Annotated in this window: 17 protein-coding genes; 11 read left to right on the top strand and 6 right to left on the bottom strand. The window is 43.3% G+C overall.

The window, feature by feature from the left end:
* Positions 1-9: 9 nt before the first annotated feature.
* The 7 genes from EMP01_RS05780 to obgE all read left to right on the top strand — a co-directional run bounded on the left by EMP01_RS05780 (position 10) and on the right by obgE (position 6,468).
* Positions 10-564 carry a hypothetical protein gene (locus EMP01_RS05780; protein ID WP_129020518.1) on the top strand — a complete coding sequence of 185 codons (555 nt, stop codon included), beginning with the start codon at positions 10-12 and terminating at the stop codon, positions 562-564.
* Between the two features lie 143 nt (positions 565-707).
* Positions 708-1,529 carry a porin family protein gene (locus EMP01_RS05785; RefSeq protein WP_129020519.1) on the top strand — a complete coding sequence of 274 codons (822 nt, stop codon included), beginning with the start codon at positions 708-710 and terminating at the stop codon, positions 1,527-1,529.
* 123 nt (positions 1,530-1,652) lie between these two features.
* Entirely contained in the window at positions 1,653-2,537 is an 885-nt protein-coding gene (locus tag EMP01_RS05790; RefSeq protein ID WP_129020520.1) for a hypothetical protein, read from the top strand.
* A 105-nt stretch (positions 2,538-2,642) separates the two neighbouring features.
* On the top strand, positions 2,643-3,338 hold the full coding sequence (locus tag EMP01_RS05795; protein WP_129020521.1) for a DUF4198 domain-containing protein: 696 nt from the start codon (positions 2,643-2,645) through the stop codon (positions 3,336-3,338).
* Positions 3,339-3,388: 50 nt separating this feature from the next.
* The gene (locus EMP01_RS05800) at positions 3,389-4,714 is read left to right on the top strand and encodes a UDP-glucose dehydrogenase family protein (protein WP_129020522.1); all 1,326 of its coding nucleotides are present in this window, start codon (positions 3,389-3,391) and stop codon (positions 4,712-4,714) included.
* A 61-nt stretch (positions 4,715-4,775) separates the two neighbouring features.
* On the top strand, positions 4,776-5,360 hold the full coding sequence (locus tag EMP01_RS05805; RefSeq protein WP_129020523.1) for an adenylate kinase: 585 nt from the start codon (positions 4,776-4,778) through the stop codon (positions 5,358-5,360).
* Positions 5,361-5,472: 112 nt separating this feature from the next.
* On the top strand, positions 5,473-6,468 hold the full coding sequence (gene obgE, locus EMP01_RS05810) for a GTPase ObgE (protein ID WP_129020524.1): 996 nt from the start codon (positions 5,473-5,475) through the stop codon (positions 6,466-6,468).
* A gap of 48 nt (positions 6,469-6,516) precedes the next feature.
* On the opposite strand, the gene EMP01_RS05815 is transcribed toward obgE, so the two are convergent.
* The 3 genes from EMP01_RS05815 to EMP01_RS05825 form a co-directional block, all read right to left on the bottom strand.
* Complete coding sequence (locus EMP01_RS05815) at positions 6,517-7,059, bottom strand: lipocalin family protein (RefSeq protein WP_129020525.1); 543 nt, start codon at positions 7,057-7,059, stop codon at positions 6,517-6,519.
* Positions 7,060-7,122: 63 nt separating this feature from the next.
* Positions 7,123-7,380: a hypothetical protein gene (locus EMP01_RS05820; RefSeq protein WP_129020526.1), complete on the bottom strand. Its 258-nt coding sequence runs from the start codon at positions 7,378-7,380 to the stop codon at positions 7,123-7,125.
* A 96-nt stretch (positions 7,381-7,476) separates the two neighbouring features.
* Positions 7,477-8,286 (bottom strand): T9SS type A sorting domain-containing protein, encoded by an 810-nt coding sequence (locus tag EMP01_RS05825; RefSeq protein WP_129020527.1) that lies wholly within the window; start codon positions 8,284-8,286, stop codon positions 7,477-7,479.
* Positions 8,287-8,477: 191 nt separating this feature from the next.
* Between EMP01_RS05825 and EMP01_RS05830 the strand changes: the two genes are divergently transcribed.
* From EMP01_RS05830 to EMP01_RS05845, 4 genes are all read left to right on the top strand, one after another.
* Complete coding sequence (locus EMP01_RS05830) at positions 8,478-10,613, top strand: M3 family metallopeptidase (RefSeq protein WP_129020528.1); 2,136 nt, start codon at positions 8,478-8,480, stop codon at positions 10,611-10,613.
* Positions 10,614-10,783: 170 nt separating this feature from the next.
* Positions 10,784-12,319, top strand: coding sequence for a DUF6600 domain-containing protein (locus EMP01_RS05835; protein WP_129020529.1), 1,536 nt, complete (start codon positions 10,784-10,786; stop codon positions 12,317-12,319).
* 253 nt (positions 12,320-12,572) lie between these two features.
* Entirely contained in the window at positions 12,573-14,090 is a 1,518-nt protein-coding gene (locus EMP01_RS05840) for an SUMF1/EgtB/PvdO family nonheme iron enzyme (protein WP_129020530.1), read from the top strand.
* Positions 14,091-14,182: 92 nt separating this feature from the next.
* On the top strand, positions 14,183-14,968 hold the full coding sequence (locus EMP01_RS05845; protein WP_202615994.1) for a tetratricopeptide repeat protein: 786 nt from the start codon (positions 14,183-14,185) through the stop codon (positions 14,966-14,968).
* A gap of 46 nt (positions 14,969-15,014) precedes the next feature.
* Here EMP01_RS05845 and EMP01_RS05850 read toward each other — a convergent pair whose 3' ends face one another.
* The 3 genes from EMP01_RS05850 to EMP01_RS05860 all read right to left on the bottom strand — a co-directional run bounded on the left by EMP01_RS05850 (position 15,015) and on the right by EMP01_RS05860 (position 19,015).
* Positions 15,015-16,547 (bottom strand): sodium:solute symporter, encoded by a 1,533-nt coding sequence (locus tag EMP01_RS05850; protein WP_129020532.1) that lies wholly within the window; start codon positions 16,545-16,547, stop codon positions 15,015-15,017.
* A 71-nt stretch (positions 16,548-16,618) separates the two neighbouring features.
* Positions 16,619-17,305, bottom strand: coding sequence for a hypothetical protein (locus EMP01_RS05855; protein WP_129020533.1), 687 nt, complete (start codon positions 17,303-17,305; stop codon positions 16,619-16,621).
* A gap of 30 nt (positions 17,306-17,335) precedes the next feature.
* Positions 17,336-19,015 (bottom strand): peptide MFS transporter, encoded by a 1,680-nt coding sequence (locus EMP01_RS05860; protein WP_129020534.1) that lies wholly within the window; start codon positions 19,013-19,015, stop codon positions 17,336-17,338.
* Positions 19,016-19,034: the final 19 nt, after the last annotated feature.

A 19,034-nucleotide genomic window follows, 5' to 3' on the forward strand; every position in this document is an offset into this window, starting at 1 on the left:
AATTCAAAAATGAAAAATAATATTATAAAAATAGGAACCGCAATCGCTTTACTGGCCGTTATTACCTTCGCATCCTGTAAAAAGAATGATCCGAAACCAAATAACCAGAACGAGGAATATGATGCCATTAAAATCAGCTTTATCAAACTCGATACAAATGGTAGTGAAACCACAGATACAACCACTGTAGGATTCAATGCCAGCGGGGTAGCCAGTCCCTCCAACCTTGATCTGGAAAGCCATCAGCAATACAGAATGCTCATCAATCTTTTTGCAAGTGGAGAGAACATCAACCAGGAAATTATTGATGATGCTGCGGAACATAAATTCTTCTTCTTCGCCAACCCTTCTACCGGTGTCGGAAGCTATGTGTATAATGATGGCATAGGCCTGGATGGTAAGATTGAAATTGATGGCCATACCACATTTAACCTGCAGGTATTGCTGCGTCATGGTCTGGACAAAACACATCCTGATGCACAGGCATACAATAGCCCTAACTACCAGAATGCAGGTGGTAATAATGACCTGAATGTAAACTTCAACATCACTCCCGGTCATTAGTGGAATACGGAACCGGAGCACATAACAAGGGCCGCAATGCAATATTTGCGGTCCTTATTTTTTGAATAGCCTGTTAATTTCATATAATAAATTCATTCTTAGCATGCTAAACTCTATTTTTGCCAGTAAATAATATCTGTTTTATGAGAAAAATTGCATTTCTACTTACATCCCTTATTGCAGCAGCACCTGCCATACATGCACAGGAGGCCCCTTACCAGAGCTCCGGAGACTATGGTATCGATACCAAAAAGGTGCGCTTTGGTGCATATGTTGCCCCTACCATGGCATGGATGCGCGCAACATCAAAATCTGACGATAATAAAAACTACAATATTGCTAATGATGGCTCCAAGGTTGGTTTTACCTATGGCCTGATGGCAGAATACTACTTTGAAGATAACTATGCAATCGTAACCGGTCTGCAGATGACAAATGGTGGTGGTAAAATGTCTATGCAGCGTGTAAGCTCTGTTGCAGAAGCCAATACTATTCAGAAAGCCTCATTCCAGTACAATATGGCCTACATGGAGATTCCGGTGGGTATTAAGCTGAGAACCGATCCGGTGGGTAATATGCGTTTCTTCGGACAGGTAGGGCTGACATTGGGTATAAACGTAGCCAAAAAAGCATCTTACGACCTGGATTATTACGATTCAGACACTAAAATACAGGCTATTTCTAAAGAGAAAGATAAGCTGACCTCTTCTGCTACCTTCAGTACAGCAGTTGCTCCAGCAATGCTGTCTATGAATATCGGTATCGGTGCCGAAATTCCGTTTACCAATAAAGTAGCAGGTTATGTAGGACTCTTTTTCAACAACGGTTTCCTGCCGGACGCAACCAGTCCGCAGAATTATGAACTGTATGATAATGCGAACAATAAGATTAACGTAAACAGTACCTTTAAAGACGGTAACGTACGATTCAACAATTTCGCTTTACGTTTAGGCGTTTTCTTCTAAACAAAACAGACCATAAAAAATTATAAAGGGAGCAGATACGAAAGATCTGCTCCCTTTTCGTTTTAGTTATTAAGAAATATCTGATATATTCTATACCTTACCGGTAATTAATCACACTGTTTTATGAAAAAGGGGCTTATTTATATCTGTATAATGATGCTGTTGCAGCATACAAGCGTCTGGGCTAAAGAGCAGCGCATGGAAAAAATACTGCTTAGTACTGCACTGAAAGAGCAAAAGATAACCCTGAAAGGTATCAGTACTACTGAACCTTATAATGGCAAGGGCCTGCGCATTACCATTGAGAATATTACCCGGGAGAACCTCCTGCTGGTGATAGATTCCGCTATTATTATGCGACCCGAAAATGCAGAAAACCAGAACCTGATTATCGGGGGTACGGAACTGCTGGCCATAAATGCCGGCAAACCCCGCATCCTGGAGTTACAGACCTATTGCGGAGAAAGCGATGATCAGGCACCGGTGGCCGGTCATCCCTACCACTTCGAAAGTACAGGCAGCAGCAACATGGGTAAAGTACTGGCATTTGTAAAGGCCAATGCGGTGAGTAATGATATGGCCCAGCATGCTGTTTGGGTATTGACCAATAAGCACAGCCTGAGCGATGTCTATGATTACAATAATCCTGAATTATCACGTAAGCTGGTAGCGTATATGGGACAGCTGCTTGGCCTCGATGCACCGCAGTACTTTACCGTAAAAGAGATTAACGCCATTCAGGGAGCCGCAGTGCGGCCTGATAAAACATTGAAATTGGTAGCCAATCTCCAATGGACCTTAAGTGCGCCGGAAAAATTATCGTTGAGTATCTACAATGACAAAAACGAACGTGTCGCCTCTTATTTTACCGGAAAGGATTTTGTCAAAGGTCGCTACGACCTGAATGCTTCTTTTGAAACGATCGATTATCCTTCAGGAGATTATACCATACGCCTGCAGACGAATACGCAAGAAGTATTGAAGGAGATTAAAGTGCGATTAGAATAGATTATAAATGGTTGATTGTCAAAATATAATGACAATGCTCGCATGAGGTACGATTGGCTGGTTCATTGATTAATTTTGCAGCTCACCAATTTAAAAATTATAACAATGAACTTCAGATCTTTAGCCATTACGTTGCTTTTAGTGATCACGCAACTCTTTGCTCATGCACATACCATCTGGATAGAAGCATCTAATAAAGGACAGATAGGGAAAGAACAGCAGGTTAAAATATTCTTTGGTGAGTACAGCGATGGAAAACCTACTAAAACAGCAAAATGGTTTTCAGACCTGAAAGACTATAAACTGATGATGACCGCCCCGGATGGCAAAGTTACGGAGCTGAACAAAAATCAGGACTCTGCATTCTATTTTGCAAACTTCACACCGGATCAGGAAGGTGTATATACTTTCTGGCTGGATCATGAGGTGAAAGATGTATTTAAAGACATGAAAATCACCTATACTGCCGGTACCTATGTTTCGGTGAAAGGCAAGCAGCAGACCATTGTTGGAAAAGGCCGCTACCAGGTGATGTTGCCCAATGCTCAGAAAGGTAATGCCCTTATCGTTTTGAAAGATGGAAAGCCACATGCAGGAGCAACCGTAAACCTGGAGCAGGTGGGTAATAAAGACGGTATACAGGTACAAACCGATAAGGACGGTAAGCTGGTATTGCCTAAAGGACTGAAAGGAAACTACCTGCTGGAGCTGTCTACACCTACCAAAGTGGATAATGGTATGCATAACGGTAAAGAGTACAAAACGCATTACCTGAATTATACTTATTTATTGGAACTGTAGGGTAGAAAAATGCCGTTAAAAACCTTTATTTTTACGCAAATTTTATCTTAATGAAAGTTATCGTAGTCGGAACCGGATACGTAGGATTGGTGACTGGAGCCTGTTTGGCAGATGTGGGGGTAGAAGTGTGCTGCATTGATATAGATGTGCAAAAAACAGAAAATCTTAAGAAAGGCATATTGCCTATATATGAACCGGGGCTGGATGTTATTGTAAAAAATAATTTCGAGAGAGGAAGGCTAACCTTCAGTACAGACCTGTCTGCACATATCAAAGGTGCTGATGCGATCTTTATCTGTGTAGGAACCCCTCCGGGAGAGGATGGCAGTGCCGACATGAAATATGTATTGCAGGTAGCCTCAGACATCGGCAGCAGTATCGAAGATTATGTACTGGTAATTACCAAGAGTACCGTACCGGTTGGTTCTTCGCATAAAGTACGCAAAGCCATTTCGGACCAGCTTCAGGCAAGAGGTGCTCAGATCGATTTCGATGTAGCGTCCAATCCTGAATTTCTTAAAGAGGGCGCAGCGATAAAGGACTTTATGAGCCCCGATCGTATTGTGGTAGGTATAGACAGTGATCGTGCCAAAGAAGTGATCGATACGATCTACAAACCGTTCCTGTTAAACGGTTACCGTATCCTGTATATGGATATTCCATCTGCAGAGATGACCAAGTATGCTGCTAATGCTATGCTGGCCACCCGCATTTCTTTTATGAATGATGTGGCCAATCTCTGTGAGCTGGTGGGTGCCAATATTAATCATGTACGTAACGGAATCGGTACTGATCCGCGCATTGGCAAGAAGTTTCTGTATGCCGGTGTAGGTTATGGAGGTTCCTGTTTTCCGAAAGATGTAAAGGCATTGATCCAGATTGGACTGGAACATAATAAACCCATGCGTTTACTGGAATCGGTAGAAGCCATTAATGAAGACCAGAAAACGGTATTGTTTGAAAAAATATCCCGCTATTTTGATCATCAGCTGGCCGGAAGGACAATTGCCGTTTGGGGTTTAGCCTTCAAGCCGAATACTGATGATATGCGTGAAGCACCATCGCTGGTACTGATCGAAGCATTGACCCGGGCCGGAGCCAGGGTAAGGGCATTTGATCCGGTAGCTGTTGCAGAAGCCAAACATTTATTGGGAGACAATGATAAGGTACATTTCTGTGATGATGTGTATGAAACAGTTGAGGAGGCAGATGCTATAGCGCTCGTTACAGAATGGAACGAATTCCGACTGCCTAACTGGGACAAAATCAAAGAAACCCTGAAGACTGCAGTAATCTTCGACGGTCGTAATATCTATGATGATGTGCAGCTGGCTAAGGATGGATTCACCTATTTCGGAATCGGTAACAGGGGCTAGCTTTGGGTGTTTAAGCATATTTACGTAAATTTGTCACCGCATCGTTAAAAACAGTACATATATGTTCAATCTTATTCTCTTTGGTCCTCCCGGAAGCGGAAAAGGCACACAATCTACCAATCTGATCCAAACGTACGGTTTGCAGCACCTGTCTACCGGCGATCTGCTGAGAGACGAAATCAGCCGTGAAACAAACCTGGGTTTAGAGGCAAAGAAATTTATGGATGCAGGGCAGCTCGTTCCGGATGCAGTAGTGATCGGCATGATCGGTTCCAAACTGGACGAACACCCTAATACAAGAGGTTTCATTTTTGACGGATTCCCGCGTACAACTGCACAGGCAGAAGCATTAGATAACCTGCTGGCTCTGAAAAAGACAAATATCTCTGTATTATTGTCTCTGGAAGTACCTGAGGAAGAACTGAAGCAACGCCTGGTACTGAGAGGCGAGGTATCTGGCCGCAGCGACGATAATGAAGAAGTAATTCAGAAACGTATTGCAGAATATAAAGCCAAAACAGAACCGGTAGCGAACTACTATGAGACTCAGGGTAAACTGGAGCGTATCAAAGGTGTGGGTACTATCGAAGAGATCTTCGGTCTGTTACGCAACCAGGTAGAAAAGTTCATTTTACCGCAAGAATAAAGCAAGAATTACGGTAATATAACCGGGAATTAAAAATAATATAGCATCTTTGCAAAAAGAACTCAATAAAGCCTTCTGAGAAAGAAGGCTTTATTGTTGAAATTGGGTGATTATGGAAAAAGCGAATTTTGTTGATTACATCCGGATCTTTTGCCGTTCCGGAAAGGGAGGCGCCGGTAGTATGCACTTTATGCGTACTAAATTTAATGCGAAAGCCGGTCCTGACGGAGGTGACGGCGGTCGTGGTGCGCACATTATTCTGAGAGGGAACAGCCAGCTCTGGACATTGCTGCACCTGCGTTATTATAAAAATGTACTGGCAGAGAACGGTGAGAATGGTAGTGGTAATAACAGTAGCGGAAGACAAGGTAAAGACATTATCATAGAAGTGCCTTTAGGTACCATTGCAAAAGATGCAGAGACTGGTGAGATAGAAGCCGAGATACTGGAGCATGGTCAGGAAGTGATCTGGGTAAGAGGTGGTCGTGGAGGCCTGGGTAACTCTAACTTTAAGTCTGCAACCAACCAGACGCCGGAGTATGCACAACCGGGTGAGATGGGTGTAGAAGGATATAAATACCTTGAGTTGAAAGTACTGGCAGATGTAGGTCTGGTAGGGTTTCCCAATGCAGGGAAGTCTACTTTATTGTCGACAATCTCGGAAGCAAAACCTAAGGTAGCGAACTATGCCTTTACTACACTGACACCTAACCTGGGTATCGTTCCGTACAGAGATCACTTATCTTTCTGTATGGCCGATCTGCCGGGAATTATTGAAGGTGCTGCAGAAGGTAAAGGTCTGGGTCATCGATTCCTGCGCCATATCGAGCGCAACTCCGTATTATTGTTCCTGATACCGGCGGATAGTGACAATCATCGTAAAGAATTTGAAATCCTGTATAACGAACTGGAAAAATATAATCCGGAACTGTTGCACAAGAAGATGATCATCGCCATCAGTAAAAGCGATATGCTGGATGATGAACTGAAAAAAGAGATTGCTAAAGAGCTGCCGGAGCATATACCGCACTTATTCTTCTCTTCTGTAACCCAGCAAGGGGTAATGCAGTTAAAAGATGTGTTGTGGCAGGCCTTAAATGAAGCATAATAGTATAATCAATAATTAAAAATAGCGTACCAGCATGGTACGCTATTTTTAATTATGCTCTACCCAGATCAGGTCTTCGGTCATATAACCAATGCTTCTGGCCAGCTTAAGATATTGCTGTTTGATATTTTCAGGTATGGAAGGGGTGCGGGATAAGATCCAGAGATAATCCAGGTTCTCACCTGCAACCAGTGCATATTGATAGTCCTTGTCTAAGGCTATTACATTATAACCCGAATAGAAAGGGCCGAAGAATGATACTTTCAATGCTGCCGTTGTATCATCTTCACGGAACTTTGCTTTGCCGGTCGAGGACTTGAACTTGCCTGCAGTTGTATCATACCCGCGATTAAATACCCTTATTTTTCCATCATCACGAAGGCTGTACTCTGCAGTGACATTGTTCATGTTTTTTTCGAAACGGTAGTCAAAGCGGGCTATCTCATACCATTTACCCAGGTACTTTTCTTTATTGAAGTTAGTAATCGGTTGGGCTTTTGCAGGTTTTTGAGCCTTTACATTATTATAGAGCAGTAAGCCACCGACTACAGCCCCCAGGCCACCAATAAGCCAGATTTTGCGATTATTCATAACATTGGTTTTGGTCTTTTACGAAAGTAGACCATATTCTTAAATAACATGTTATAGGAAATCTTAAAATTTATGCTCTTCTTGTTCTGAGTCTTTTACGCCGGATAGAAAATTTATAGTTCCTGTTTTCCATTTTGAAGAGGCCCAGCGTATACCAAAATACAGACCCAGTAAGCCAGATAATGTTGCCGCAAAGAGGTTAAAACCCGCTGGTAGCTTGTAATAACAAATGGCCGCAGCAATTGCGCCCATAAGTATGGGAGATAGAGCAATACGGAGCCAGCCTATAACCTCAATGCACCATTCTGTAATACGGATCATAATTGTTTCGATGTAGCAGTAAAGACATAAATCTATATAAAAATAAAAAAGGATCGTCAATTGACGATCCTTTTAATGAGGTATTAACTGTTAAGCTTATTTAGCGATGTTGAATTTGCTAACTGCTTTTGCGTTGTCAGTGATCAGTTCGATAGTGTACATACCGTTGTTCAGGCTGCTCACATCTACTTTTAAAGATTGTTTACCTGCAGCTTGCTTACCGAAAGATTGAGTGTAAACTTGACGGCCAGTAACATCTAATACTCTTACAGATGCTTCAGTAGCAGCTTTGAAAGTATAGTCGAAGTTTACTTCGTTTACAGCAGGGTTAGGATATACGCTGATAACTTCTTTTGCCAATTGAGTTTCTTTGATTGAGTTTGGATTACCAAAAGTGATAGTGTAACCGATTACGTTGTTGCTACCAGTAGTGAATTCACCAGTAGTGTTATCGATACCATCATCATTGAATAAACCATTTTGATCAAATCCGTAGATGCTTACTACAACTGTATCTAAAGAGTTAGTATTCCATTTTACAATAACTTGCTCAGTAGAAGTGCTACCTGCAGCGCTACCTTGGATAACTGGGTAGATTAAAGTATCAGATGCGCCAGAAGCCAGAGTCAGATGCTCTTCAGCACTTAAAGTGTAGCTGTTACCAGTAGATGCGCCTGTGAAACATCCGTTCAGACCTACAACGATAGTGTCAGTTGGAACGATTGCATTAGGACCATTGTTAGTAACGATAGCAGCAATGTAGAAGGTATCACCTGCATTCAGATTTGCATAAGTAGCAGCTGGTTGAGGGAAATAAGGATTAATTTCCAGGTCTGCATTTTTTTGTGCGTTTGCGCCTGTAACGAATGCACCTAATAATGCAAGGCTTGTAAAGATTTTTTTCATGCTTTTTCTGTTTAAATAATTTTTTTGAGCCCCAAATATAGAAGCTTTTTCTGGAGTGGCAAAGGCTTTTATATACCGTGATTGTTAAAGTGCAATGAATAGTATGTTTTATTTATTTAAACAATTCTGCATCTGTGCGACAAGATTATTATCAGGGAAGCCGTAACTTTATGGCCTAAAAAAATCGAATAATGAATACTACTCAATTATTGGTATGCATCGCCGCAGCAGGAGCTGCAGCCGGTTGTAATACTGCTAAAAAGAGCCAGACGGCCGACTATAAAGCTATGAATAATCCGTTTTTTGCAAAGAGCCCATTACAATATCAGGCACCACAGTTTGATAAAATCAAAACAGAACATTTCAAACCTGCATTTGATCTGGGCATGAAGATACAGAATGAAGAAATCGCTAAAATAGCGGCTGATAAAGAAGCGCCAACTTTTAAAAATACGATACTCGCACTGGAATTAAGTGGAGCTGTATACAAGCGCGCGCTGAGTGTATTCTACAACTTTACCAGTGCCAATACCAGTCCTGAAATTCAGGCACTGGAGCAGGAATATGCACCGAAGTTTTCTGCACATAAAGATGGTATCTACCTGAACGAGGCTTTGTTTGCACGCATCAGCAAACTGTACGGCAACCGCTTCTCGCTGGGTCTGGATAATGAAGATAAAAAACTGCTGGAGTATTACTATGAGCAGTTCACTATGGCCGGTGCCAATCTTTCTGCTTCCGCTAAAGAGCAGATGAAAAAACTGAATGAGCAGGAAGCAGGTCTGATCGCCAGTTACACGTCAAAGCTTCTTGCGGCCCGTAAGGCCGGAGGTGTATTTTTTGACCAGGCATCAGAACTGGATGGCCTGAGTGCAGAAGAGCTGGAGGCAGCACATAATGATGCAAAAGCAGCGGGTAAAGAAGGTAAGTACTTATTGGCACTGCAGAACACAACACAGCAACCATTACTGCAAAATCTTAAAAACCGCGCTACCCGCGAAAAGCTTTATAAAGCTTCATGGACCCGTGCAGAGAAAGGTGATGCTAACGATACCCGCAGCCTGATCGAACAGATTGCAAAACTGCGTTTGCAGAAAGCAAAGCTGATGGGTAAACCAAACTATGCTGCCTGGAAACTACAGGATCAGATGGCAAAAACGCCAGAAGCTGCAGAAGAAATGCTGAAACAGATAGCCACTCCTGCAGTAACGAAAGCCCGTAAAGAAGCACAGGCATTGCAGGAACTGATCGATCAGCAGAAAGGCGGATTCAAACTGGAGCCATGGGACTGGAACTTCTATGCAGAACAATTGCGTAAAGCACATTATGACCTGGATGAAAGTGAGATCAAGCCTTACTTTGAAGTGACTACTGTTCTGGAGAAAGGGGTATTCTTTGCGGCTGAAAAATTGTATGGTGTTACCTTCAAGAAACGCTCCGATATTCCGGTATACCATCCTGATGTAGTGGCTTATGAAGTGTTTGACAGAGATGGTAAATCCATTGCGATTTATTACCTGGACTTCTACACCCGCGATAATAAATCCGGTGGCGCATGGATGAGCAATTATGTAGATCAGTCTTATGTGCTGGGGCAGAAACCGGTTATTGTAAATGTATTCAACTATCAGAAGCCGGCTCCCGGCCGTCCTTCTCTGATCAGTTATGATGATGTGACCACTATGTTCCATGAGTTCGGACACTCTATTCACGGACTGTTTGCCAGCCAGAAATATGTATCTCTGTCCGGAACTTCCGTTGCGAGAGACTTTGTAGAGTTCCCTTCTCAGATCAACGAACATTGGGCACTGGAGCCAAGTGTATTGAAAAATTATGCACTCCATTACCAAACCAAACAACCGATTCCGGAAGCCCTGGTTGCTAAAATGAAAAAAGCAGCTACGTTTAACCAGGGATATAATATGACCGAGCTGGCGGCAGCAGCAGCACTGGATCTGGAATGGCACAGCATTACTGATGAAAGCCAGGTAACCAGCGCCAATGACTTTGAACGTAAAGCACTGGAGCATGTAGGCCTGCTGGTGTCTGAAGTGCCTCCGCGCTACCATTCACCATATTTCCTGCATATCTGGGGTAATGGGTATTCTGCAGGTTACTACGCCTATATCTGGTCAGAGATCCTGGATAATGATGCTTACGATTGGTTTAAAGCCAATGGCGGACTAACCCGTGCTAACGGTGACCGCTTCCGTCAGTATATCTTATCTGTAGGTAATACCATAGACCTGAACGATGCCTTTAAAAATTTCACCGGGCATAAAGCAGATATCAAACCATTGTTACGTAACCGTGGATTTATCGATTAAGTCAAGTGATTATGCTTTAATAGTAAAGGGGTGCCTTGCCGGCACCCCTTTACTATTTTTTAAAAAACAGTTCATTAACGAATTATTATATCCGGCTGACTAAACTTGTTAATACAATACACGTCTATGTATCATAATTGATTTGCAAAAACTTGTATAAATACTAAACGATGAGAAACATACTTCAAAAATACAGAACACTGGCTTTAGGCACTGCCCTGGGAATGGCGGCTTTGATCGCAACCGGTACTAAAGCAAGCGCCCAGTATAACGACGACTATAATTATAACAACAATTATAATAACGGATATAATAATAACAATGGGTACAACAATGGTTATAACCAGGGTGGTTACCAGGACGATAATTATAATAACAATGGGTACAATAGTTATAACAATGACTATATGGCCTTCTATAATGACCTTGCCCCTCACGGACAGTGGTTCAGAGATCCGCAGTACGGTATGGTGTGGAGCCCGCGCGTAGGTCGTGATTTCTCCCCATATCAGACTAACGGTTATTGGGCTATGACTCAGTACGGTAATACCTGGATGAGTAATTACTCCTGGGGATGGGCCGCCTTCCACTATGGAAGATGGACGTATGATTCCTATTATGGCTGGATCTGGATTCCTGGGAATGAATGGGGGCCGGCATGGGTAAACTGGCGTAGCGGTGGCGGATATTATGGCTGGGCTCCTTTAGGTCCTGGCGTTTCTATCAGCATGTCATTCGGCTTCAATGCTCCTATGAACTGGTGGACATTCGTTCCGATGTCTAATATTTACTACACAGGAGGCTATAACCGTTATTATAACCGTGGTAATGTCTATAATATCTATAACAACACTACCGTTATCAACAACTATAACAACTACGGTGGCAGAAATTACATTGTAGGACCAAGCCGTGGTGATGTAGAACGTTCTGTACGCAGATCTGTTACAGTATACAACCTGTCTGATCGTAATGGCGGAGGCCGCAGTTATGTAAGAGGTGGAAATATCGAAATGTACCGTCCTAATGTAAATAATATTGTGCGCAGTACCAATGCAAGAAGCATTGACACCCGTAATGTTAAAACCATTAACAGAGGGGACCGAGCCAATCCCGGACAAGGAACACAAAATCCGGTAAGAAACAATAATAATAATGGTGTACGTACACCTGGCAATACAAATAGTTATGACCGAGGTAATCGTCCTGATCCACAGATGAATAATGGTGGCTATCAACGCAGAACAGATGCTCCGGCACCTAACCGTAGTGTAACACCTACTCCTGCACCGGCTCCGAACAGGATGATGGATAACAATAATAATCGTATAGATCGTTCAAGAGAGGTGCGTATGCAGCAACCACAACCGCAGCAGCAGGCGCCAAACAGAATGATGGACAATAATAATAATAACCGTATTGACCGTTCAAGAGAAGTGCGTATGCAACAGCAACAGCCGGCTCCGGCACCTCAGCGTATGAGTCAGCCTGCGCCATCAAGAAGCTATGACCGTGCTCCGCAGTCAATGCCACAACGCCAGCAAGCTGCACCGGCACCGCAACGTCAGGTAAGTCCTGCGCCACAGCGCCAGCAATTTGAATCAAGACCTGCTCCTTCTATGCAACGCTCGGCTCCGGAACGCTCATCCGGCAACAGCGCTCCTTCAAGAGGCGGTGGAAATATGGACAGAGGTTTCAGACGTTAAGAATAAGAGATGAAATAATCATTTGGAAAACACTGAAAAACGATAAATAATTTAGGTTATTTATCGTTTTTTTGTTCCATAATCATTAATATTGTGAGGCGTTGACAGAGCGTCTGTTGGCACAGTTGGGAATTTTAAAAAAAATTTAGAAAATATTAGCAAAGGCTTTGCATTTCTAAAAGAAAGTTATATTATTGTATCGCTTTTCGGTATATTTTTTATCGAAACAATGTAAAATAAACATTAATAACAGATGAAAAGAGCACTATTTGGTATTAGTTTGCTAAGTGTAGGTTTCGCTACAGTATTGACATCATGTTCTTCTAATAAAGGAAGAGGAGTTTCCGAAAAGACGGGCTGGAACTACAATGACTCTCGTTTGGGTGGTTTTTCTGCTGCGCAGAATTACAAGGGTATGCAAACCGGTCCCGGATTAGTATTTATCGAAGGTGGTAGCTTTGTAATGGGACAAACGGATGAAGATCTGTATTATACAAAAAACAACACTCCACGCAGGGTAACTGTTTCTTCTTTCTATATGGATGAAACCGAAGTAGCAAACGTACACTACCGTGAATATATTTACTGGTTACAACGTGCTTATGGTGCCGATTATCCGGATGTGGTAGATGCTGCTAAACCAGACGAAACAGTTTGGCGCTCTTCTTTATCATACAACGAGCCTTACGTTCAATACTACTTCAATCACGCTGCATACGATCAGTATCCTGTAGTAGGCGTTACCTGGGATCAGGCTAACGATTATGCTAAATGGCGTTCTGACAGGGTGAACGAGCAAATCCTGATGAAAAACGGATTGCTGAAGAAAAACCCTAACCAGGTGAATGAAGATGTATTTACTTCTGAAACATACGTAAACGGTCAGTACCTGGGTTCTCAGGGTCGTACCAAGCAAAGAGATCTGGATCCTACAGGTTCCGGTTCAAGACCAACCAACTATGCTGATGGTATGTTACTGCCTAACTACCGTCTGCCAACAGAAGCAGAGTGGGAATTTGCTGCACTGGGTGCAATCGCAAACAACCCTTCTCCTCGCAGCAAACGCAGCCGTGGTGAAGAAGCTTTTACAGATCGTCAATCCAACACATGGGGTGATATCCGTTCAGTAAGATACCAGGAGAAAAATGCTCAGAAAGGTGAAATGCTGGCTAACTTCAAACGCAAAAGCGGAGACTACGGTGGTGTTACCGGTGGTCTGAATGATAACTCTTTCGGTCCTGCTGATGTACATAAATACTTACCGAATGCTAACGGTTTATATAACATGGCGGGTAACGTAAACGAGTGGTGTATGGATGTTTACCGTGCAACTTCTTTACAAGACTTCAGCGATTATCGTCCTGTTGTAGGTGGTGAGAAATTCACTAAAAGAAAAATCGAAAGCGATTACACCATCACTGAAAAAGATAGCTTAGGTCGCGAAGTAAGAGTTGATATCGATTCTACAGACTTAGTTGGTCAATACAACAGAGATTACAAGAAAGCAGATAACAGAGATGTTCTGGAAAATGAAGGCCAATACCGTTACGATTATGGCAGACAAAGCCTGATCAACAATGATAGCCGTGTAATCAAAGGTGGTTCATGGAGCGACAACTACTACTGGTTAAGCCCTGGTACAAGACGTTTCCAACAAGCAAATCAACCAACTGCTACTACAGGTTTCCGTTGTATCATGGACAGATTAGGAAGCACTATCTTAGATGCTCCTTCTGGAAACTCTTTCAAAGCGTCAAAAAAACGTAGATAAGACCAAGATGGCAACATCTTTACCATATAAATACCCCTTCCGTTCAGGAAGGGGTATTCTTTTATATATAAACCCCTATACTCATGAAATGTATGACTTTATCAGCAGCATTCTTAATGGTAGCCCCATTGGTAGTCACAGCACAGGACTCCAGGCAGGAAAGTATACAGAAAGAGGCGCTTAATTGTGCACAGCAGTACAATTATAACACCAACATGCGCGCCTGGCAGGATTGCCTGGATAAGGGCCTTGCACAGGATAGTACGATTGCATATCTATGGCAGCAGAAAGCTATGCCTTATTTCAAATGCCGTAAATATGAGGTAGGTATGGGCTATCTTGATAAAGCAGTACATTATGACCGGGAGCGGTGGCTGCCTTACAGGGGTTTTATCAAGTGCATATTTCAGAAGAATTATGCCGGAGCCATTGCAGACCTGGAAGCCTGTATTGCTGACTATGGAAATGGCTATGTTATGGATCACACATATGCCTTTTATATAGCCATCAGTCAGCTGCAGCTAAATCGTTTTGCAGAGGCAGAAGTGTTGTTGCGTAACTATACGGAAGAGCAGGAAGCCAAGCGCGGTAAGGACCGGGTACACCACCTGGGCCTGTTTTACTGGGGTATTGCACAATTTGAATTGGGTAATATGGATGAGGCACTAAAACATTTTAATGAAGCCCTGCGCTTATATCCTAATTTTCCGGATGCGGCATACTACCGTGCGGTATGTCTTAATAGGCAAGGAGCCCCGGCAGAGGAGGTCGAGAAGCTCTACAACAAGGCGGTAGAAGATGCGAAGAATGGATATACGATAAATGAAGATAATGCTATTTATGAAACCTATCCTTACCAGGTTCGTTGGCCAAAATAAATAAGGGGACTCATATTGAGTCCCCTTATTTATTTTGGCCAGCTTTTTATGCTACTTTGATGGGCAGATTAGCCTTATGGCTTACGATCAGTAAGCCCAGGAAGGTAATCATGCCATTAATAATAATCAGTTCAACACCGATGGCGTAATGGCTATAAGCTGAAACAAGCGCATTGATGATATAAGTGAGCACAGGAGCCAGCAGCGTTACCGTTAGAATAGCATACTTGCGGTCGATCTGCCTTTTGGTAAATATACCGAAAGCAAATAAGCCCAGTAAGGGTCCGTAGGTATAGCCAGCAACCTCCATAATGAGGTATACAATCGACTTATTGTTGATGGCTTTAAAGATCATGATCAGTACAAAGAAGAGTACTGTGAAAATCAGGTGGATACGGATTCTTAGCTTCTTTTTCTGACTTTCTGTTTTAGCAGTATCTTCATTAAGCTTCAGCAGGTCTACACAGTAAGAGCTGGTTACCGCCGTTAAGGCACCATCTGCAGAAGGAAAGAGTGCCGAGATCAGCCCGATGATGAAAATAACCGAAATGATCATAGGGAAGTGCCCTTGCAGGGATAGTGCCGGGAACAGGTCATCTCCCATTACACTGGCGCCGCCGGAGCCCAATACAAATCCTTTGTCGATATAATGTCCGCCTTGCTGCTGCGCATATAAATACAGTAAACCACCCAGGAAGAGAAACGCAAGATTCACGATCAGCAAAATGCCGGCAAAACTGAGCATATTCTTCTTGGCATTACGCAGATTATTAACCGAGATGTTTTTTTGCATCATCTCCTGGTCCAGTCCGGTCATCGTAATGGTAATGAACATACCCCCCAGGATCGTTTTCAGGAAATAGGTTTTGGCGTTCATGTCCAGGTTCAGTACGCGGGTATAAGCCTTTTCCTGCAATTGACCGAAAGCCTCACCGGCAGATAGATCCAGGGAGTGCAGGATATAAATAATACAGGCAATAAGACTGATGATCATGAAAGAAGTCTGCAGGGTATCAGTAATAACAATAGTCTTCACCCCGCCTTCAAAGGTGTATAAAAGCACCATCAAAAGCAATACCAGTGAGGTGACCCAGAATGGCACGCCCAGGGGCTCCAGCAGGAAGATCTGCAGCACATTAACCACAAGGTACAGTCGCGCTGTTGCACCGATGCTACGGGATATAATGAAGAAAATAGAACCGATCTTGTGTGCTTCCACATTAAACCGCTTGCCGAGATAAGTGTAGATCGATGTCAGGTTCATCCGGTAATAAAGCGGGAGCAGTACTGCCGCTACGATAAAGTACCCGATGAAGAAACCGATCACCATCATATAGTACTCAAAACCACCATAGGGATACATGCCCGAAGTCATTTTGCCTACCGTGCCCGGTACCGAAATAAAAGTAACACCACTCAAGCTGGTACCGATCATACCGAAGGCAACCAGCATCCAGTTACTGTTGCGGTTACCGATAAAAAACGATTCATTATTAGAGTTGCGTGCTGTATAAAAGGAAACACCCAACAGCAGCGCAAAATAGGCCAGAATGATCAGCAGAAGTAAAGTTGCATTCATTTGTGTATAAACAAAAAAGTAAATGAAAAGCGTACCATATGTCTGGTACGCTTTTATATAGGTAAAATAAATTAGAAGCCGATACCAAACCCGATAACCGGTTGTATCGATCCGTAGTACGGACTGGCAACAGTACCCTGGTACCATCCGTTGGAAGAAGTTACCGTTTTAATCGTCTGGTTTTGCAGTACATCGTAGTACAATCCTATGTACATACTGATGCGCTCAGATACAGGCAATCTGTATCCGGCACCCACAAGCAGAGAAGGAAGATCATACCTGATGCTAACCTTTTCCTTGCCCGATCCGCCGGCTATCCGTGCAGCATCTGTCCAGCGGGTATTGGAGAAGTGATGCTCATATTGCACCTGCACAAAAAACTGATTAAAAATGTTATATCTGACCCAGGCTCCGGGAGATACCATAGATGACTGTAGTGCAGATATTTCGAAACGGTTGGTTGTGGTGTTGTAATACTCTTTGTACTTTCCGTCTCTGTAATAGAGATAGCCCAGGCTTACACCGGCCAGCAGATTATTGGTCAGTTTATAGCCTACCATAGGGGAAATGCCTGCCATAAAAGTGCTGTTGGCAAAGCCCAGAGATAAACCACCACCGATGACAATACGTTGCGGATCAAAACCCGAAGCATTATTTTTAGGTTTACTGTTATGGCCACCGCTGCTGTAGCGCTCCTGCGCCTGGCTGGCCGAAAGTCCGAGCAATAATCCTGCAAGAACAAATAGTATTTTCTTCATGGTTCTTAATTTATAACAGATCTTCTATACTTATCTAACGCCTTTTTCCTTCATTACCTGATTCAGCCACTTTAATAAAACAAATCCTATGGCTGCAGAGACCAGTAATAGTCCGCAGTTAACAATAAAGAAATTCGCTTTATTATCGTACTGGTACCAGGTATTGGCCAGGATACCGCTTAATTTATTACCGATTGAAGTGGAGAGGAAAAATCCTCCCATCATCAGGGCTGTAAGACGGGATGGGCTCAATTTAGATACCAAAGATAAGCCCATTGGACTTAAAAACAGCTCTCCGACCGTAATAACTCCATAACAGCCAATCAGCCATAATGCAGATACTTTCTCCATACCATTATTGCTGTAGTATACGGCAGCTACCATGACCAGCGCGGACAACGCGGAGATAAACATACCCCAGGCAATTTTGGCCGGCGTGGTCGGTTCCCGCTTCCTGCGGCGCAGCATTGAGAAGAAGGCTACGACAAGCGGCGTCAGCGAAACAACCCAGAACGGATTTATAGACTGGAACAGCTCCGTATTCATCACCGAGATCGGCTGACCATCGGTCGGGATACTTTCCGGACGTGCATTTTTGAAATATACATCATGATCTACTACCTTAATCACTTTGCCCAGCTCATCTTTCTGTGCACGGAACTGGTAATCGTACAGGGTTACCGTATCTTTTACAGAAGGTACTTTTTCTGCCAGGTATAATTTATTGGCCGCATCTTCCACACCGCCGGTTACCTGACGATCGGTATAGTATTTGGCCCAACGGGTCAGTACCGTACCATTTTGTTTAAACACCGCCCAGAACATAATGCTTACCGCAAATATGGCCAGCAGGGCAGCAATAGGTCTCTTATCACTACCGGTAGCGCGTGCATACAGGCTGATGAAGAAAATAATGACAGGGATACAGGCAAAAATGAAGGCATCCGAACTATCACTACCAAAGATATTATTCGGGATCATCCAGCCTAAAGCACCAACCACGATGGCCGGCAGGAATACGTACAGCAATACCTGGCTGATGCCCACGTCACCTTTTTCAGTAGGCTTCAGGATATTGGCATGACGATAATGCTTCAGTCCGATAGTGAATACCAACAGGCCCACAAACATACCTACACCTGCAGTAAGGAAAGCTGCACTCCATCCGTATTTGTTACGCATAAAGGCTGCGATGATATTACATACAAAAGCACCAATGTTGATACCCATGTAGAAAATGTTGAACCCCGCATCCTTCTTGTCTTTATACTGTTCTTCAGAATAAAGATTACCCAATAGTGTAGAGATACTGGGTTTGAAGAATCCGTTACCGATTACAATGAGGGCAATAGAGGTAAAAAATGCGCCCTCCTGGTGAATGCTCAGGCCCATATAACCCAGGCCCATCAGTACGCCACCAATATACACAGAATTAATATAGCCCAGTTTACGATCGGCCAGGAAGCCACCGAGGAATGGGGTCAGGTATGTAAATGCAATAAAAGTGCCGAAGATGTCTTCTGCTTTCACATCAGGGAACTGCCAGCCACCGCTTTTAGTATCGATCATGTACAGCAGGAATATACCCAGCATCAGGTAATATCCGAATCGTTCCCACATCTCTGTAAGGAAGAGGAAAGGTAAGCCCTTTGGGTGATTTTTGCCCTGGGTAGCCGGTCGGCCGCCGGAGGTATCATTTGTAGTCGCCATAGATAAAGTAAATGATTAG

Origin of the sequence: Edaphocola flava (genome assembly GCF_004118155.1) — a bacterium.
GTDB lineage: Bacteria > Bacteroidota > Bacteroidia > Chitinophagales > Chitinophagaceae > Edaphocola > Edaphocola flava.

What these genes read in the sequence shown, in the direction of transcription:
- EMP01_RS05780 (WP_129020518.1), top strand. Translation starts at nt 10, where the DNA reads ATGAAAAATAATATTATAAAAATAGGAACCGCAATCGCTTTACTGGCC.
- EMP01_RS05785 (WP_129020519.1), top strand. Translation starts at nt 708, where the DNA reads ATGAGAAAAATTGCATTTCTACTTACATCCCTTATTGCAGCAGCACCT.
- EMP01_RS05790 (WP_129020520.1), top strand. Translation starts at nt 1,653, where the DNA reads ATGAAAAAGGGGCTTATTTATATCTGTATAATGATGCTGTTGCAGCAT.
- EMP01_RS05795 (WP_129020521.1), top strand. Translation starts at nt 2,643, where the DNA reads ATGAACTTCAGATCTTTAGCCATTACGTTGCTTTTAGTGATCACGCAA.
- EMP01_RS05800 (WP_129020522.1), top strand. Translation starts at nt 3,389, where the DNA reads ATGAAAGTTATCGTAGTCGGAACCGGATACGTAGGATTGGTGACTGGA.
- EMP01_RS05805 (WP_129020523.1), top strand. Translation starts at nt 4,776, where the DNA reads ATGTTCAATCTTATTCTCTTTGGTCCTCCCGGAAGCGGAAAAGGCACA.
- obgE (WP_129020524.1), top strand. Translation starts at nt 5,473, where the DNA reads ATGGAAAAAGCGAATTTTGTTGATTACATCCGGATCTTTTGCCGTTCC.
- EMP01_RS05815 (WP_129020525.1), bottom strand. Translation starts at nt 7,059, where the DNA reads ATGAATAATCGCAAAATCTGGCTTATTGGTGGCCTGGGGGCTGTAGTC.
- EMP01_RS05820 (WP_129020526.1), bottom strand. Translation starts at nt 7,380, where the DNA reads ATGATCCGTATTACAGAATGGTGCATTGAGGTTATAGGCTGGCTCCGT.
- EMP01_RS05825 (WP_129020527.1), bottom strand. Translation starts at nt 8,286, where the DNA reads ATGAAAAAAATCTTTACAAGCCTTGCATTATTAGGTGCATTCGTTACA.
- EMP01_RS05830 (WP_129020528.1), top strand. Translation starts at nt 8,478, where the DNA reads ATGAATACTACTCAATTATTGGTATGCATCGCCGCAGCAGGAGCTGCA.
- EMP01_RS05835 (WP_129020529.1), top strand. Translation starts at nt 10,784, where the DNA reads ATGAGAAACATACTTCAAAAATACAGAACACTGGCTTTAGGCACTGCC.
- EMP01_RS05840 (WP_129020530.1), top strand. Translation starts at nt 12,573, where the DNA reads ATGAAAAGAGCACTATTTGGTATTAGTTTGCTAAGTGTAGGTTTCGCT.
- EMP01_RS05845 (WP_202615994.1), top strand. Translation starts at nt 14,183, where the DNA reads ATGACTTTATCAGCAGCATTCTTAATGGTAGCCCCATTGGTAGTCACA.
- EMP01_RS05850 (WP_129020532.1), bottom strand. Translation starts at nt 16,547, where the DNA reads ATGAATGCAACTTTACTTCTGCTGATCATTCTGGCCTATTTTGCGCTG.
- EMP01_RS05855 (WP_129020533.1), bottom strand. Translation starts at nt 17,305, where the DNA reads ATGAAGAAAATACTATTTGTTCTTGCAGGATTATTGCTCGGACTTTCG.
- EMP01_RS05860 (WP_129020534.1), bottom strand. Translation starts at nt 19,015, where the DNA reads ATGGCGACTACAAATGATACCTCCGGCGGCCGACCGGCTACCCAGGGC.